The organism is Microbacterium shaanxiense, from assembly GCF_054779995.1.
Genome location: NZ_BAAGXE010000004.1, coordinates 372,222 through 386,573, shown reverse-complemented (window position 1 = coordinate 386,573; position 14,352 = coordinate 372,222). Strand labels below are relative to the sequence as shown.

Genomic DNA, 14,352 nt, shown 5'->3' with positions numbered 1-14,352 from the left:
GCATGGATGCTGCCGCCACTGAACTCGCCGATCGTGTCCGAGCGCTGCTGATGTCGGAGCCTGGGCTCGAGGAGAAGCGGATGTTCGGTACGCGCGCGTTCCTGCTGCACGGTCGAATTCTCGTGGGAGTGCGGAAAGAGGGCGTCCTTCTCGTGCGTGTCAGTGAGGAGAGGGGTGCTGAGCTGCTGACCGAGCCGGGTGTCTCCGTCGCCGTGATGGGGGCGAAGACGATGGGGTCGAGCTGGTTGGACGTGGCAGCGGCGGCCACCGAGAACGATGAGTCGCTGATGCGATGGATCGATGCGGCGCGGGAGAGTGCAGAGGCGAAGCCCTGACGAGCGCCCGATCGATCAGGGGCAGTGCATGAGCGGCTTCGGGCCGGACCTGTCGATCTCATGCGCGCTCATGGGCTGGCCGCACAGCGGACACGCCCGCTCGGCTCGTTGCGATGCCGTCGGCGGAGGGGTGGCTTCGTAAGGCCCGACAGCGGCCGGACCAGCGAGGCGGATGAGGTTCTTGTTGAACCAGCGATACAGCCCACCCGCTTCGCGGATGCGTGCGCGGAGCGGCACTCGGTCTGAACTGTTCGACATGTTCCTTAGTGTACTAATGATTAGCCCGTCTGTATAATCGGGATGTGACCGCTTCGGATGATCTGCTCAGACTCGAGAACCAGCTCTGCTTCGCGCTCGTGACCGCAGCGCGCAACGTCGTGGCGATCTACCGCCCGATCCTCGAGCCGCTCGGGCTCACGCACCCGCAGTACCTGGTGATGCTCGCTCTGTGGGAACGGTCACCGCGTTCGCTCAACGACCTCGCCGCAGACCTCGCGATGGATCCGGCCACTGCCTCGCCCTTGGTCAAGCGGCTCGAGAAGGAGGGCCTGATCGTTCGGGAGCGCAGCGCCGAAGACGAGAGGCGCCTCGACATCCGCCTGACGGAGGCCGGGCAGGCGCTTCGACAGCGGGCCCTCGACGTCCCGCGGCAGGTGATGGCGGCTGTACACATGGACATCGAGCAGGTGGCCATCCTGCGCGATGGGTTGTCGCCGTTCGCGGGTCGCGCTCCGATCGACGGTGTCCTCACACCCTAGGGCTCCGGCGCCTGACTCCGTGGAACCGTTCCTGAGGACGGACACAGAGCCGATGTCCGTGGCCCCTCGTAGACTTGTGCGGTGCCCATTGTCCCCGTTGCCACCCCCAGCAAACTCAGTGTTCGCGGCGCCCGCGTACACAATCTCAAGAACGTCGACATCGACATCCCTCGCGACTCGATGGTCGTCTTCACTGGCCTGTCAGGGTCGGGAAAGTCGAGCCTCGCGTTCGACACGATCTTCGCCGAAGGCCAGCGTCGCTACGTCGAATCGCTGAGCGCGTACGCGCGGCAGTTCCTCGGCCAGGTGGATCGTCCGGACGTCGATTTCATCGAGGGTCTGAGCCCCGCGGTCTCGATCGACCAGAAGTCGACGAACCGCAACCCGCGCTCGACCGTCGGTACGATCACCGAGATCTACGACTACATGCGCCTGCTGTGGGCACGCATCGGCATCCCGCACTGCCCCGAGTGCGGCGAGAAGATCCAGCGGCAGACGGTGCAGCAGATCGCGGATCAGCTCATGGAGCTGCCTGAGCGCACGCGCTATCAGATCGTCGCTCCGATCGTCTCGCAGAAGAAGGGCGAGTTCGTCGATCTGTTCCGCGAGCTCGGCGCCAAGGGATACTCCCGGGCCATCGTCGACGGCGATCTCATCCAGCTCGCCGAGCCGCCGACGCTCAAGAAGAGCTACAAGCACGACATCGCGGTCGTGGTCGACAGGCTCGTGGCGTCCGACGACATCCTCGGTCGCGTCACCGACTCGGTAGAGACCGCTCTCGGGCTCGCCGGCGGCGTCGTGCAGGTCAACTTCGTGGATGAAGAGGGCGACGACGCATGGCAGTCGTACTCCGAGAAGCTGGCCTGCCCGAACGGGCACGCGATCACGCTGACCGAGATCGAGCCGCGCACCTTCTCGTTCAACGCTCCGTTCGGCGCCTGCCCGACATGCTCCGGCCTCGGCACGCGCATGTCCGTCGACGTCGACCTGATGCTCGACGACGAGGAGCTCTCGATCCGCGAGGGCGCCATCATCCCGTGGACCACGCAGGGCAAGGGACTCTTCCAGTACTACGAGCGTCTGCTCGAGGGCCTCGCGCGCGATCTGAAGTTCGATCTCGACACCCCATGGAAAGACCTGCGCGTCGATGTGCAGGACGCGATCCTCCGCGGCGACAACTACAAGGTCACTGTCAAGTGGAAGAACCGCTACGGCCGTGAGATGCGGTACGCGTCCGGCTTCGAGGGCGTCGTGCCCTACATCGAGCGCCAGTACGCCCAGGCGGAGAGCGACAACCAGCGGGCGCGCTGGGCCGAGTACCTCCGTGAGGTGCCGTGCCCGACGTGCGACGGCAACAGGCTGAAGCCCGAGGTGCTCGCGGTCAAGGTGCACGGGCACTCGATCGCCGAGGTCTCGCACCTGAGCCTGGCCGATGCCCGCGGCTTCATGGAGACGCTGACCCTCACCGATCGCGAGGCGAAGATCGCGGCGCAGGTGCTGCGCGAGATCCGGCTGCGTCTCGACTTCCTGCTGCAGGTGGGGCTCGCCTATCTGAACCTCAGCCGCGCGGCCGGCTCCCTCTCCGGCGGTGAGGCCCAGCGCATCCGACTGGCGACCCAGATCGGATCGGGACTCACCGGCGTGCTCTACGTGCTCGACGAGCCGTCGATCGGTCTGCACCAGCGAGACAACCGGCGCCTGATCCAGACCCTGCAGACGCTGCGCGACCTCGGCAACACCCTGATCGTCGTCGAGCACGACGAAGAGACGATCGAGGCGGCCGACTGGGTCGTCGACATCGGACCGGGTGCCGGTGTCAACGGCGGTGCCGTCGTGCACTCCGGCCCGTACTCGGCGCTGCTCGCGGAGACCGAGTCGATGACCGCCGATTACCTCTCGGGTCGCCGTGAGATCCCGACACCGACGAAGCGCCGCAAGATCGACAAGAAGCGGATGCTGAGCGTCGTCGGTGCGCGCGCGAACAATCTGCGCAATGTCACGGCCGAGTTCCCCCTCGGCGTTCTCACCGCCGTCACCGGTGTGAGCGGCTCGGGTAAATCGTCGCTGGTCAACGACATCCTCTACCGGGTCCTCGCGTCCAAGCTCAACGGGGCACGCACGCTCGCGGGCAAGCACACCCGCGTCACCGGGCTCGACAACCTCGACAAGGTGGTGCACGTCGATCAGGCGCCGATCGGCCGCACCCCGCGCTCGAACCCCGCCACCTATACGGGCGTCTTCGACCGCATCCGCACCCTGTTCAGCGAGACGCCCGAGGCGAAGGTGCGCGGCTACCAGCCGGGCCGATTCAGCTTCAACGTCAAGGGCGGTCGCTGCGACGCATGCTCAGGCGACGGCACGATCAAGATCGAGATGAACTTCCTGCCCGACGTGTACGTCGACTGCGAGGTCTGCCACGGCAAGCGGTACAACCGCGACACGCTCGCAGTGCACTACAAGGGCAAGAACATCGCCGAGGTGCTCGAGATGCCGATCGTGGAGGCGGCCGAGTTCTTCGAGCCGATCCAGGCGATCCACCGGTACATGAAGACGCTCGTCGACGTCGGCCTCGGCTACGTTCGACTCGGCCAGTCGGCGACGACGCTCTCCGGGGGCGAGGCGCAGCGCGTCAAGCTCGCCACCGAGCTTCAGCGTCGCAGCAACGGCCGCAGCATCTACGTGCTCGACGAGCCGACCACCGGCCTGCACTTCGAGGACGTCCGCAAGCTCCTCGAGGTGCTGAACGGGCTGGTCGACAAGGGCAACACGGTGATCGTGATCGAGCACAACCTCGATGTCATCAAGTCCGCCGACTGGGTCATCGACCTCGGCCCTGAGGGCGGCTCCGGCGGCGGTCAGATCCTCGCCACCGGCACGCCCGAGCAGATCGCGCGTGTCGAGGAGAGCCACACCGGCATGTTCCTCGGAGAGATCCTCGGCGCGGGACGCGGGGCGCGGAAGGCCAGCTGATGGCCGACGTCCTCCCGTACAAACCCTCGCAGGGGGAGATCCCGACCGATCCCGGTGTGTATCGCTTCCGGGACGCAGAGGGGCGCGTGCTGTACGTCGGCAAGGCCAAGAATCTGCGTCAGCGGCTGTCGAACTACTTCGCGCCGCTGCGCACCCTCCACGAGCGCACCAGGCGGATGGTCACGACAGCGTCCTCGGTGGAGTGGACGGTCGTACCGACCGACGTCGACTCCCTGCAGCTGGAGTACATGTGGATCAAGGAATACGATCCGCCGTTCAACGTGCGCTACAAGGACGACAAGTCGTACCCGTTCATGGCGGTCACGCTGGGGGATGAGGCACCACGCGTGCTCGTCACCCGCAATCGCAAGATTCCTCGTGCGCGGTACTTCGGGCCGTATCCGAAGGTCTGGGCGGTGCACGAGACCATCGATCTGATGATCAAGGCGTTCCCGATCCGCACCTGCAGCGATGCGAGCTACAAGCGCGCCATGGCGACGGGGCGGCCGTGCTTCCCCGGACAGATCGGCAAGTGCGGCGGGCCGTGCTCCATGAAGGTCTCGATCGAAGAGCACCGGGCGATGGTCGACGACTTCGTCGCGTTCATGGCCGGGGGCGACGAGCGCTTCACCAAAGAGCTCACGAAGCGGATGCTGTCGGCGTCGGCCGCCATGGACTACGAGGCGGCCGCGAAGTATCGCGACCAGCTCGCCTCGATCGAGGCCGTGCTGGGCAAGAGCTCGCTGGTGCTGCCCTCCGACGAGGATGCCGATCTGTTCGGCATCGCGGAGGACGAACTCGCGGCGACCGTGCAGCACTTCGTGATCCGCGGAGGGCGCGTGCGCGGGGTACGAGCCACGACGATCGAGAAGGAGATCGACATCTCCGGGGGCGACCTCGTCGAGCAGGTGCTGCAGCGCACATACGGCGAAGGGGTCGACGTGCCCCGCCGCATCCTGGTGCCCTCGCTCCCGGACGACGCCGCCGAGCTCGAGGTCTGGCTGCGGGAGCGGCGCGGACGCAAGGTCGAGATCGCCGTCGCACAGCGCGGTCAGCGCGCGGAGCTCATGCGCAACGCAACCCTCAATGCGACCCAGGCCCTCATCCGTCACAAGACCAGGCGCACGAGCGATTACGTCGCGCGCACGCAGGCGCTCACCGACCTGCAGGAGGCACTGGACCTCGAGACGGCACCGCTGCGCATCGAATGCTTCGACATCTCGCATCTCGGGGGCACGAACGTCGTCGCCTCCATGGTGGTGTTCGAGGACGGGCTGCCGCGCAAAGACCAGTACCGCTCCTTCAACATCGCCGAGACCACTGACGACACCGACTCGATGTACCAGGTGCTCATGCGGCGCCTGGCGTACCTCGATCGGCCCGAGGAGGATCCGGTCGCCGAACCGCCGGCCGACCCGCTCTCGGACGGTGAGGACGTCGTCGCCGTCGCGCGGAAGAAGCCCCGGTTCTCGTACCTGCCTCAACTGCTGCTCGTCGACGGCGGCAAGCCTCAGGTCGAGGCGGCGGCGCGGGCCCTGCGTGACGCCGGACACACCGAGATCGGGCTGTGCGGAATCGCGAAGCGATTGGAGGAGGTGTGGCTGCCGGGTGAGGACTTCCCGGTCATCCTGCCGCGCACCAGTGAGGCGCTCTACCTGCTGCAGCGCCTTCGCGACGAAGCGCACCGGTTCGCGATCATCCACCAGCGCAAGCGGCGCAGGCGCGACATCACCACGGTGCTGGAAGAGGTACCAGGACTCGGCGCATCACGCATCAAAGTGCTGTTGAAGCACTTCGGTTCGGTGACGGCGTTGCGCGGTGCGAGCTCCGACGAGATCCAGCAGGTGCAGGGGATCGGACCGGCACTGGCCCAGAGCATCCACACGCACCTCGCGAATCGATAGGCTGGTCTTCAGAGCGAGAGCTGATCTTCACAGGGAGGAACCGTCGATGACCGTCGAGGAGAAGAACGAGTTCCTCATCGTCACCGGCATGTCCGGTGCAGGGCGCTCCACCGTGGCCAACGCCCTGGAGGATCTGGGCTGGTACGTGGTGGACAACCTCCCGCCGCAGATGCTGCGCCCACTGCTCGATCTGACCGACCTCGGCGGGGGAGCGCTGCCCAAGGTCGCCGCGGTCGTCGACGTGCGCGGTCGCAATCTGTTCAACGATTTCCCCGAGGTCGCGCGTGCGCTGCGTTCGCGCGGCAGCGTGCGCGTGGTGTTCCTGGACGCATCGGATGACGTGCTGGTGCGCCGGTTCGAGTCGGTGAGGCGACCGCACCCCCTGCAGGAGGACGGCACGCTGCTCGACGGCATCCGGCTCGAGCGCTCACGCCTGACGCTGGTGCGCGAAGCGGCCGACATCGTCATCGACACCTCGTCGCTCAACATCCATCAGCTCGCGACGCAGGTGTTCGAGGCATTCTCCGATGAAGGAGCGGCACGGCACAGGCTGACGATCCTGAGCTTCGGCTTCAAATACGGTCTGCCCACCGACGTCGATCTCGTCGCAGACATGCGCTTCCTGCCCAACCCGTTCTGGAACGATGACCTGCGCGGTCTCACCGGGCAGGATGCTCCGGTTCGCGACTACGTGCTCTCGCGCGAAGGGGCAACGGAGTTCCTCGATGCATACGCCGCAGCGCTCGCACCGGTGCTCGAGGGGTACCAGCGGGAGAACAAGGGTCATTCCACCGTCGCGATCGGCTGCACCGGCGGTAAGCACCGTTCGGTGGCCACTGCGGAAGAGCTCGCGAAACGGCTCTCCTCGATCCCGGGCGTGGCGGTAAATGTCCGTCATCGAGACCTCGGCCGCGAGTAGAACGGCGCGACGCCCGGTAAACTGTTCCTTTGCGTCGCGATCCGGCGCATGACGCTTTACAAGGAGTCCCGTGGCACTAACCACCGACGTCAAGGCTGAGCTCGTCAGCATCCGCAACGCACCGCCGACGGTGCGCGTCGCGGAAGTCACCGCGATCCTCCGGTTCGCCGGCGGACTCCACTCGATCGCCGGTCGCGTCGCGGTCGAGGCAGAGGTGGACGCCGACCTGCTCGCTCGTCGCGTGGCACGCGATCTCGCGGAGATCTATGGAGTGCGCCCCGAGATCGCGCAGGTGCAGTCCGCCAGCTCGCACGACGGAGCACGCTACGCCGTCCGCGTGATCGCAGCGGGAGAGACGCTCGCGCGCCAGACCGGACTGCTCGATCAGCGCCGCCGCCCCGTGCGCGGACTCCCCAACAGGCTCACGACGGGATCCCGCGAGGAGATCGCCGGTCTGTGGCGCGGTGCGTTCCTCGCTGCGGGGTCGCTCTCGGAGCCGGGCCGCTCCGCGATGCTCGAGGTCTCCTGCCCGACGTCCGAGGCGGCGATGGCGCTCGTCGGCGCCGCGCACCGGCTCGGGGTCGCAGCCAAGGCCCGCGAAGTGCGCGGCCTGCCGCGCGTCGTCGTGCGCGAGGGGGAGGCGATCCGCTCGATCCTCAGCCAGATGGGTGCCCAGAAGACGGCAGCCGCGTGGGAGGAGATGCGTCAGCGCCGCGAGGTGCGCGCAGGCGTCAACCGCCTGGTGAACTTCGACGACGCGAACCTTCGTCGCTCCGCGCAGGCGGCGGTCGCGGCGTGCGCGCGCGTCGAACGCGCGCTGGAGATCCTCGCCGAGGACGTGCCGGACCACCTGCGTGTCGCCGGTGAACTGCGTCTCGCGCACCGCGACGCGAGCCTCGACGAACTCGGCCACCACGCGGACCCGCCGCTCACGAAGGATGCTGTGGCCGGACGCATCCGCCGCCTCCTGGCGATGGCCGACAAGCGCGCGCAGCAGGAGGGCATCCCCAGCACGGAGGACGCCGTACCCGCAGGGCTCGACGTCTGAGACGACGGCGTCTTTTCTCGTCATCCGCGGAAGGATCCGTACCGACCTGTCGTTGACGTCAGTAGGATGAAAAAGTCTGCTCCGCACCGCACACGGGTGGCGCGGGGGACCGACAAGCGCCGCGGCGCGGCGCGGATTGGATGAAAGCGACATGGCGATCTACACGCTCCCCGACCTTCCCTACGACTTCGCAGCTCTTGAGCCGCACATCAGCGGAAAGATCATGGAACTGCACCATGACAAGCATCACCAGGCGTATGTCACCGGCGCCAACACGGCGTTGGAGCAGCTCGCTGAAGCGCGCGAAAGCGGTAACCTCGCGAACGTGAACAAGCTCGAGAAAGACCTCGCGTTCAACCTCGGCGGTCACGTGAACCACTCGATCTTCTGGACCAACCTCTCCCCGGACGGCGGCGGGCAGCCCGAGGGCGAGCTCAAGGCGGCGATCGACGAGTTCTTCGGCTCCTTCGACAAGTTCCAGGCGCACTTCACTGCGGCGGCCACCGGCATCCAGGGCTCCGGCTGGGCGGTACTGAGCTGGGACACGATCGGCCAGCGCCTGATCATCCAGCAGTTGTTCGACCAGCAGTCCAACACCGCGCAGGGCACGATCCCGGTCTTCCAGCTGGACATGTGGGAGCACGCCTTCTACCTCGACTACCTCAACGTCAAGGCGGACTACGTGAAGGCCGTGTGGAACATCGCCGACTGGCAGAACGTCGCTCAGCGCCTCGACGTCGCCCGTAAGCAGACGAACGGCCTGCTGGTACTGTCGTAACCAAGACGGGCGTCCCGACGGACTGAAGCCCGTCGGGACGCCGTCGTCCACGAATTCTCTATTGATAACGCGCGAAAGCGCACGAGAAACACAGGAGACCTGAGTGTCTGTAAAGATCGGCATCAACGGCTTCGGCCGTATCGGACGCAACTACTTCCGCGCGGCTCTCGCGCAGGGAGCAGACCTTGAGATCGTCGCGGTCAACGACCTCACCGACAACAAGTCGCTTGCGCACCTGCTGAAGTACGACTCCGTGGGCGGCGTCTTGGATGCCGACATCAGCTACGACGACGACAGCATCACGGTCGACGGCAAGAAGATCAAGGCATTCGCCGAGCGGGACCCCGCCAACCTTCCCTGGGGTGAGCTGGGTGTCGACATCGTCATCGAGTCGACGGGCTTCTTCACCAAGGCCGACCTCGCCAAGAAGCACATCGATGCCGGCGCGAAGAAGGTCCTCATCTCGGCCCCGGCCACGGGTGCTGACGGCACGTTCGTCATCGGCGTGAACGAGGAGACCTACGACCCGGCCAACCACCACATCATCTCCAACGCCTCCTGCACCACGAACGCGCTCGCGCCGCTCGCCAAGGTGTTCAACGACGCGTTCGGCATCGAACGCGGCTTCATGATGACGGCCCACGCCTACACCGCCGACCAGAACCTTCAGGACGGCCCGCACAGCGACCTGCACCGCGCTCGCGCTGCGGCGATCAACATCGTCCCCGCCTCCACGGGTGCGGCGAAGGCCATCGGCCTGGTCCTCCCTGAGCTGGACGGTAAGCTGAGCGGCTCGTCGTACCGCGTCCCGGTTCCCACCGGCTCCATCGTCGACCTGACTCTCGTCACCGAGCGCACCGACCTCACGGTCGATGAGATCAACGAGGCCTACCGCAAGGCGGCAGCCGAGGGAAGCCTCGTCGGCTACCTGCAGTACAACGCGGACCCGATCGTGTCCAGCGACATCCAGCACAACCAGCACTCGTCGATCTTCGACTCGACGCTCACCAACGTCAGCGGCAACCTGGTCAAGGTCTCCAGCTGGTACGACAACGAGTGGGGCTACTCCAACCGTCTCGTCGACCTCACCGAGTACGTCGCAGAGCGCATCTGAGTTCCTCATGACTCTGCGCACCCTGGATTCACTGGGTTCGCTCGAAGGCAAGCGCGTCATCGTCCGTTGTGACCTCAACGTCCCCCTGAAGGACGGCGTCATAACGGACGATGGGCGTGTGCGCGCTTCGCTGCCGACTCTCAACGCCCTCATCAATGCGGGTGCACGAGTGATCGTGTGCTCGCACCTCGGCCGTCCTGACGGGTCGCCCGACCCGCAGTACAGCCTCGCGCCCGTCGCGCAGCGACTGTCGGAGCTTCTCGGTAAGCCGGTGGCGTTCGCGCGTGACACCGTCGGCGAGTCGGCGAAGGAAGCGGTCGCCTCGCTTGAGGACGGCGGCATCGTCGTGCTCGAGAACCTCCGCTTCAACGCGGGGGAGACGGCGAAGGACGACGCCGAGCGTCACGCGTTCGCCGCAGAGCTCGCCGAACTGGGCGACGCTCTCGTCTCCGACGGCTTCGGGGTCGTGCACCGCAAGCAGGCGAGCGTCTACGACCTCGCCGAGATCCTGCCGTCCGCGGCCGGTCTGCTGATCGCCACCGAACTCGATGTGCTGGACCGGCTCACGGAGAAGCCCGAACGCCCCTACACGGTCGTTCTCGGCGGATCGAAGGTGAGCGACAAGCTCGGTGTGATCTCGCACCTGCTTCCGCGCGTCGATCGGATCCTCGTCGGCGGCGGAATGCTGTTCACCTTCCTCAAGGCGCAGGGACACGCAGTGGGTTCGAGCCTCCTCGAAGAGGACCAGCTCGAGACCGTGCGCGGTTACCTCGCGGAGGCCGCCGACCGCGGCGTCGAGATCGTGCTGCCCACCGATGTGGTCGTCGCCGAGTCGTTCTCAGCGGATGCTGCGCACGAGATCACGGCGGCGGATGCGATCGAGAGCACTGCATTCGGAGCATCCGGCATCGGCCTCGACATCGGCCCGGAGACCGCTCAGGCGTTCGCCGATGCGATCCGCGGTTCGAAGACGGTGTTCTGGAACGGCCCGATGGGCGTGTTCGAGTTCCCGGCGTTCGCCGCAGGAACCAAGGCCGTCGCGCAGGCGCTCACTGAGGTCGACGGCCTCGGAGTCGTCGGCGGCGGTGACTCAGCGGCTGCCGTGCGCCAGCTCGGTTTCACTGATGACCGGTTCGGTCACATCTCGACGGGCGGAGGCGCAAGCCTCGAGTTCCTCGAGGGCAAGAAGCTACCCGGCCTGGAGGTGCTCGGATGGGCAACAGCATGATCACCCGGACCCCGCTGATCGCGGGCAACTGGAAGATGAATCTCGACCACCTGCAGGCGGTGGCGTTCGTGCAGAAGCTGCACTGGGCGCTCAAGGACGCCAAGCATGAGGACGGCTCGGTCGAGGTGGCGGTCTTCCCGCCGTTCACCGACATCCGCAGCGTGCAGACGCTGATCGACGCGGACAAGATCCCCTTCGCGCTCGGTGCGCAGGACGTCTCGGCGCACGACTCGGGCGCGTACACCGGTGAGGTGTCCGGCGCGTTCCTGGCGAAGCTCGATGCGAAGTACGTCATCATCGGCCACTCCGAGCGCCGTGAGTACCACGCCGAAGGTGACGATGTCGTGGCGGCGAAGGTGCAGGCAGCGCTCAAGCACGGGCTCGTCCCGGTGATCTGCGTCGGCGAGACCGCTGAGGACCTCGAGAAGTTCGGCGCGAGCGCCGTTCCGGCCGGACAGCTGGAAGCGGCACTGAAGGGTGTCCCGGCATCCGCTGACATCGTCGTCGCCTACGAGCCCGTCTGGGCGATCGGCTCCGGTCAGGCTGCGACGCCTCAGCAGGCGCAGGACGTCTGCGCGGCACTGCGCGCAGTCCTGGCGAAGTCGCTCGACGAGGACGCGGCGGCACGTACCCGCATCCTCTACGGCGGATCGGTGAAGGCGGCCAACATCGCCAGCTTCATGCGCGAACCCGATGTGGACGGCGCGCTCGTCGGTGGGGCGAGCCTCGTCGTCGACGACTTCGCGGCAATCATCCGGTTCGAAAAGCACGTCGGAGTGTAGGTGGTGACGGGGCTGCGGCCCCGTCACTGCGTATACTTGACCCTTACGGGCAGACAACAGCCCCTTCGAAAGGCTCTTCTTCGTGGCAATTCTTGAGTTCGTCCTTCAGGTCCTGCTGGGCATCACCAGCGTCCTGCTGACACTCCTCATCCTTCTCCACAAGGGCCGCGGTGGCGGTCTGTCCGACATGTTCGGCGGTGGGATGACCTCTGCTGTCGGCTCGTCCGGTCTCGCAGAGCGCAATCTCAACCGTTTCACCATCGTTCTGGCGCTGCTCTGGTTCATCTCCATCGTCGCGCTCGGACTCATCACGAAACTCGAGGTGATCTGACCATGGCCAGTGGAGGAAACGCGATCCGCGGAACCCGGGTGGGCTCGGGCCCGATGGGTGAGCAGGACCACGGCTACCACGCCGACCGCATCGCGGTGTCGTACTGGGACGGCCTCGGAAACGAGACGGTCCGATACTTCGCCGCCGGTCTTCCCGAAGAGGAGATCCCGGACACGATCGATCACCCGCAGTCCGGACTTCCCGCCGGCCGCGACAAGGCGAACCCGCCGGCACTGGCGAAGAACGAGCCGTACAAGACGCACCTCGCCTACGTGAAGGAGCGTCGCACCGACGACGAGGCCTCGCAGCTTCTCGACGACGCGCTCACGCAGCTGCGCGAACGCCGCGGACAGGCCTAGTCCACTCGCTTCCGGCGATCATCCGTTGGTGATCGTGCAGCTCACTCCGAGGGCGATCGGTGCGTTGTAGACCATCCTGGAGACTCCAGTTGAGGTCCAGTTCTGCGTGACCGTGCGCATCTCGATCGGGACGTTCACACCGAGCAGACCGCCGACGAGTCCGCCCAGCAGTCCGGTGGTGAACGTGGTCGAATAGCGACCCTGCCCGTCAGGACCGGTCGACGAGACGACGACGCCGTCCGTGGTGCCCACCTTCCAGCGCACGTTCGCGGCGGTGGTGAACGTACTGTACGGCGCCGCCGTCGACGGCCATCGCCAGCGGATGGTGAACAGATTGCCGCCGCCGACGAGCGGGGGGCGTTGGCAGAGCGGCGTGTCGAGGATGACAGGTGGCGCCAGCGTGGTCGCGGCCACCTGCGCCGACCCGTGTTCGGCGTCCACGAACGCCGCTTCCGTGATCTGCGCCGACGGCAGCAGCAGCACCGTTGTGAGCACGGTCGTGCCCAAGACCCCGGACAGTATGCGCGTCCGCAACGACGTTCTCATCGCCCCACGCCCCCTTCGCGGGAACGGCGCCTGACGATCAGCAGCAGGCCGACGACCATGAGCAGCGCCGCGGTTCCTGTGATCCAGGGCGCGAGAGGAACCTGACCCGTCGGCGCGAGCGGCGCATCGGGAGAGACGCTCACCGAATCGCCCGCCCCCTCGGCGTGCACTCGCACCTCGGTCGCCCCTGCGGCGGGGTCGGCCTCGGGATCGAGTGCGATGGTCAATCGAAGATGCGCGATCTCGGTGCTGGTGATCTCGACGAGGGGAGTGCGGGAGCCACCACGCACGACTTCCCATCCCGAGAGGAGCGGCTCCGTCTCACCGGGGCACTCCGCATTCGCCCACTCGGCCGAGCACGCGCTGGCGCTCATCACGAGAGGCGCGTCGCCCATGGCGCTCACCTCGATCGCCACCGTGCCGGGATCCGGCGCATCCGCGCTCACCTCGAGGTCCCATCGGACTGTGTCGGCGACCCCCAGGCTCTGCGCTGCGTTCCAATCAGCCGTCGACACGATGCGCAGGTATGTGCCCTGGATCGTCTCGGTCGAGGACGCGGCCAACGCTGGCTGGGCGCTCGCGACGACGACCGCCGCTAGCGCTGCGGCGGCGGACAGGCGAATCATCGACCGGCTCATCTGTCGTCGATCGCCTCCGCAGGAGCAGACGGCTCATCCGTCGCTCGTGGTGATCGATCGCGCCGCGATCCTCGCGGCCAAAACGCCCATCCGACGAGCAGGGCCGCCGCGATGGTGATTCCGCCGAGCACGAACGGATTGCCGAAGGCGACGATCACCGGCGCCAATCCGGGGATCGCGAACCGCACGATGCGCACAGTGTCGACGGTGTACGGGAAGGGATCGTCGTCGACGTTCGCATCGCCGCGCAACGTGAGGATGCGTTCGGTCGTCGTCGGTCCGCTCTCGATCGATGTGACCCTGTGCGTAACGGGCAGCTCATCGGGACGATCGACGGTGACGACGTCACCGACCGAGATGTCGGATGCCGGGATCTCCTGGACGAGCGCGACGGAGCCGGCGGGGATCGCGGGCGCCATCGAGCCGGTACGGAACATGATCAGCGTGATGTTGGCCGTGTACGCGAGGATCACGAGCACGATGCAGATCACGCCCAGCAGCGCGGCGACCCACAAAAGCACCTCGCCGACGATCGCCGCGGGGGAGAGCCTTCGACGTGGGTTGGCTGACGCGTCTTCGCCCGGTCTCTCGGCTCTCAGCATCCGCCTGGTCGGTGCGGTCATCACGTGCGTCATCCCCTCG

16 protein-coding genes are annotated in these 14,352 nt (G+C 66.6%); 12 read left to right on the top strand and 4 right to left on the bottom strand.

Annotated features, from left to right (window positions below; translation table 11 throughout):
* Positions 1–2: 2 nt before the first annotated feature.
* On the top strand, positions 3–335 hold the full coding sequence (locus tag ACYVG2_RS15320) for a TfoX/Sxy family protein (RefSeq protein ID WP_460781766.1): 333 nt from the start codon (positions 3–5) through the stop codon (positions 333–335).
* Positions 336–350: 15 nt separating this feature from the next.
* Here ACYVG2_RS15320 and ACYVG2_RS15315 read toward each other — a convergent pair whose 3' ends face one another.
* Positions 351–593 (bottom strand): hypothetical protein, encoded by a 243-nt coding sequence (locus tag ACYVG2_RS15315; RefSeq protein WP_460781765.1) that lies wholly within the window; start codon positions 591–593, stop codon positions 351–353.
* A 44-nt stretch (positions 594–637) separates the two neighbouring features.
* On the opposite strand from ACYVG2_RS15315, the gene ACYVG2_RS15310 reads away from it, so the two are divergent.
* The 11 genes from ACYVG2_RS15310 to ACYVG2_RS15260 all read left to right on the top strand — a co-directional run bounded on the left by ACYVG2_RS15310 (position 638) and on the right by ACYVG2_RS15260 (position 12,526).
* Complete coding sequence (locus ACYVG2_RS15310) at positions 638–1,093, top strand: MarR family winged helix-turn-helix transcriptional regulator (RefSeq protein ID WP_460781764.1); 456 nt, start codon at positions 638–640, stop codon at positions 1,091–1,093.
* Positions 1,094–1,174: 81 nt separating this feature from the next.
* Positions 1,175–4,063, top strand: coding sequence for an excinuclease ABC subunit UvrA (gene uvrA, locus ACYVG2_RS15305; protein WP_460781763.1), 2,889 nt, complete (start codon positions 1,175–1,177; stop codon positions 4,061–4,063).
* A complete protein-coding gene (gene uvrC, locus ACYVG2_RS15300; protein WP_460781762.1) occupies positions 4,063–5,967 on the top strand; it encodes an excinuclease ABC subunit UvrC in 1,905 nt (634 codons plus the stop codon). The genes uvrA and uvrC overlap by 1 nt, the downstream gene beginning before the upstream one ends.
* Positions 5,968–6,013: 46 nt before the next feature.
* On the top strand, positions 6,014–6,886 hold the full coding sequence (rapZ, locus tag ACYVG2_RS15295) for an RNase adapter RapZ (protein WP_448965880.1): 873 nt from the start codon (positions 6,014–6,016) through the stop codon (positions 6,884–6,886).
* 70 nt (positions 6,887–6,956) lie between these two features.
* Positions 6,957–7,934: a DNA-binding protein WhiA gene (gene whiA / locus ACYVG2_RS15290; protein WP_305686052.1), complete on the top strand. Its 978-nt coding sequence runs from the start codon at positions 6,957–6,959 to the stop codon at positions 7,932–7,934.
* A 151-nt stretch (positions 7,935–8,085) separates the two neighbouring features.
* A complete protein-coding gene (locus tag ACYVG2_RS15285; protein ID WP_460781761.1) occupies positions 8,086–8,712 on the top strand; it encodes a superoxide dismutase in 627 nt (208 codons plus the stop codon).
* Positions 8,713–8,815: 103 nt separating this feature from the next.
* The gene (gap, locus tag ACYVG2_RS15280; protein WP_460781760.1) at positions 8,816–9,826 is read left to right on the top strand and encodes a type I glyceraldehyde-3-phosphate dehydrogenase; all 1,011 of its coding nucleotides are present in this window, start codon (positions 8,816–8,818) and stop codon (positions 9,824–9,826) included.
* A gap of 7 nt (positions 9,827–9,833) precedes the next feature.
* Complete coding sequence (locus ACYVG2_RS15275; RefSeq protein WP_460781759.1) at positions 9,834–11,054, top strand: phosphoglycerate kinase; 1,221 nt, start codon at positions 9,834–9,836, stop codon at positions 11,052–11,054.
* Entirely contained in the window at positions 11,039–11,836 is a 798-nt protein-coding gene (gene tpiA, locus ACYVG2_RS15270; RefSeq protein ID WP_460781758.1) for a triose-phosphate isomerase, read from the top strand. The genes ACYVG2_RS15275 and tpiA overlap by 16 nt, the downstream gene beginning before the upstream one ends.
* Before the next feature lie 82 nt (positions 11,837–11,918).
* Positions 11,919–12,167 (top strand): preprotein translocase subunit SecG, encoded by a 249-nt coding sequence (gene secG / locus ACYVG2_RS15265; protein WP_448965874.1) that lies wholly within the window; start codon positions 11,919–11,921, stop codon positions 12,165–12,167.
* A 2-nt stretch (positions 12,168–12,169) separates the two neighbouring features.
* On the top strand, positions 12,170–12,526 hold the full coding sequence (locus ACYVG2_RS15260; protein WP_448965873.1) for an RNA polymerase-binding protein RbpA: 357 nt from the start codon (positions 12,170–12,172) through the stop codon (positions 12,524–12,526).
* Between the two features lie 18 nt (positions 12,527–12,544).
* Here ACYVG2_RS15260 and ACYVG2_RS15255 read toward each other — a convergent pair whose 3' ends face one another.
* From ACYVG2_RS15255 to ACYVG2_RS15245, 3 genes are read right to left on the bottom strand one after another with little or no spacing between them, the layout of a single operon-like run.
* The gene (locus tag ACYVG2_RS15255; RefSeq protein ID WP_460781757.1) at positions 12,545–13,033 is read right to left on the bottom strand and encodes a hypothetical protein; all 489 of its coding nucleotides are present in this window, start codon (positions 13,031–13,033) and stop codon (positions 12,545–12,547) included.
* A 35-nt stretch (positions 13,034–13,068) separates the two neighbouring features.
* Complete coding sequence (locus ACYVG2_RS15250; protein ID WP_460781756.1) at positions 13,069–13,698, bottom strand: hypothetical protein; 630 nt, start codon at positions 13,696–13,698, stop codon at positions 13,069–13,071.
* An 8-nt stretch (positions 13,699–13,706) separates the two neighbouring features.
* Positions 13,707–14,333 carry a signal peptidase I gene (locus ACYVG2_RS15245; RefSeq protein ID WP_460781755.1) on the bottom strand — a complete coding sequence of 209 codons (627 nt, stop codon included), beginning with the start codon at positions 14,331–14,333 and terminating at the stop codon, positions 13,707–13,709.
* Positions 14,334–14,352 lie beyond the last annotated feature (19 nt).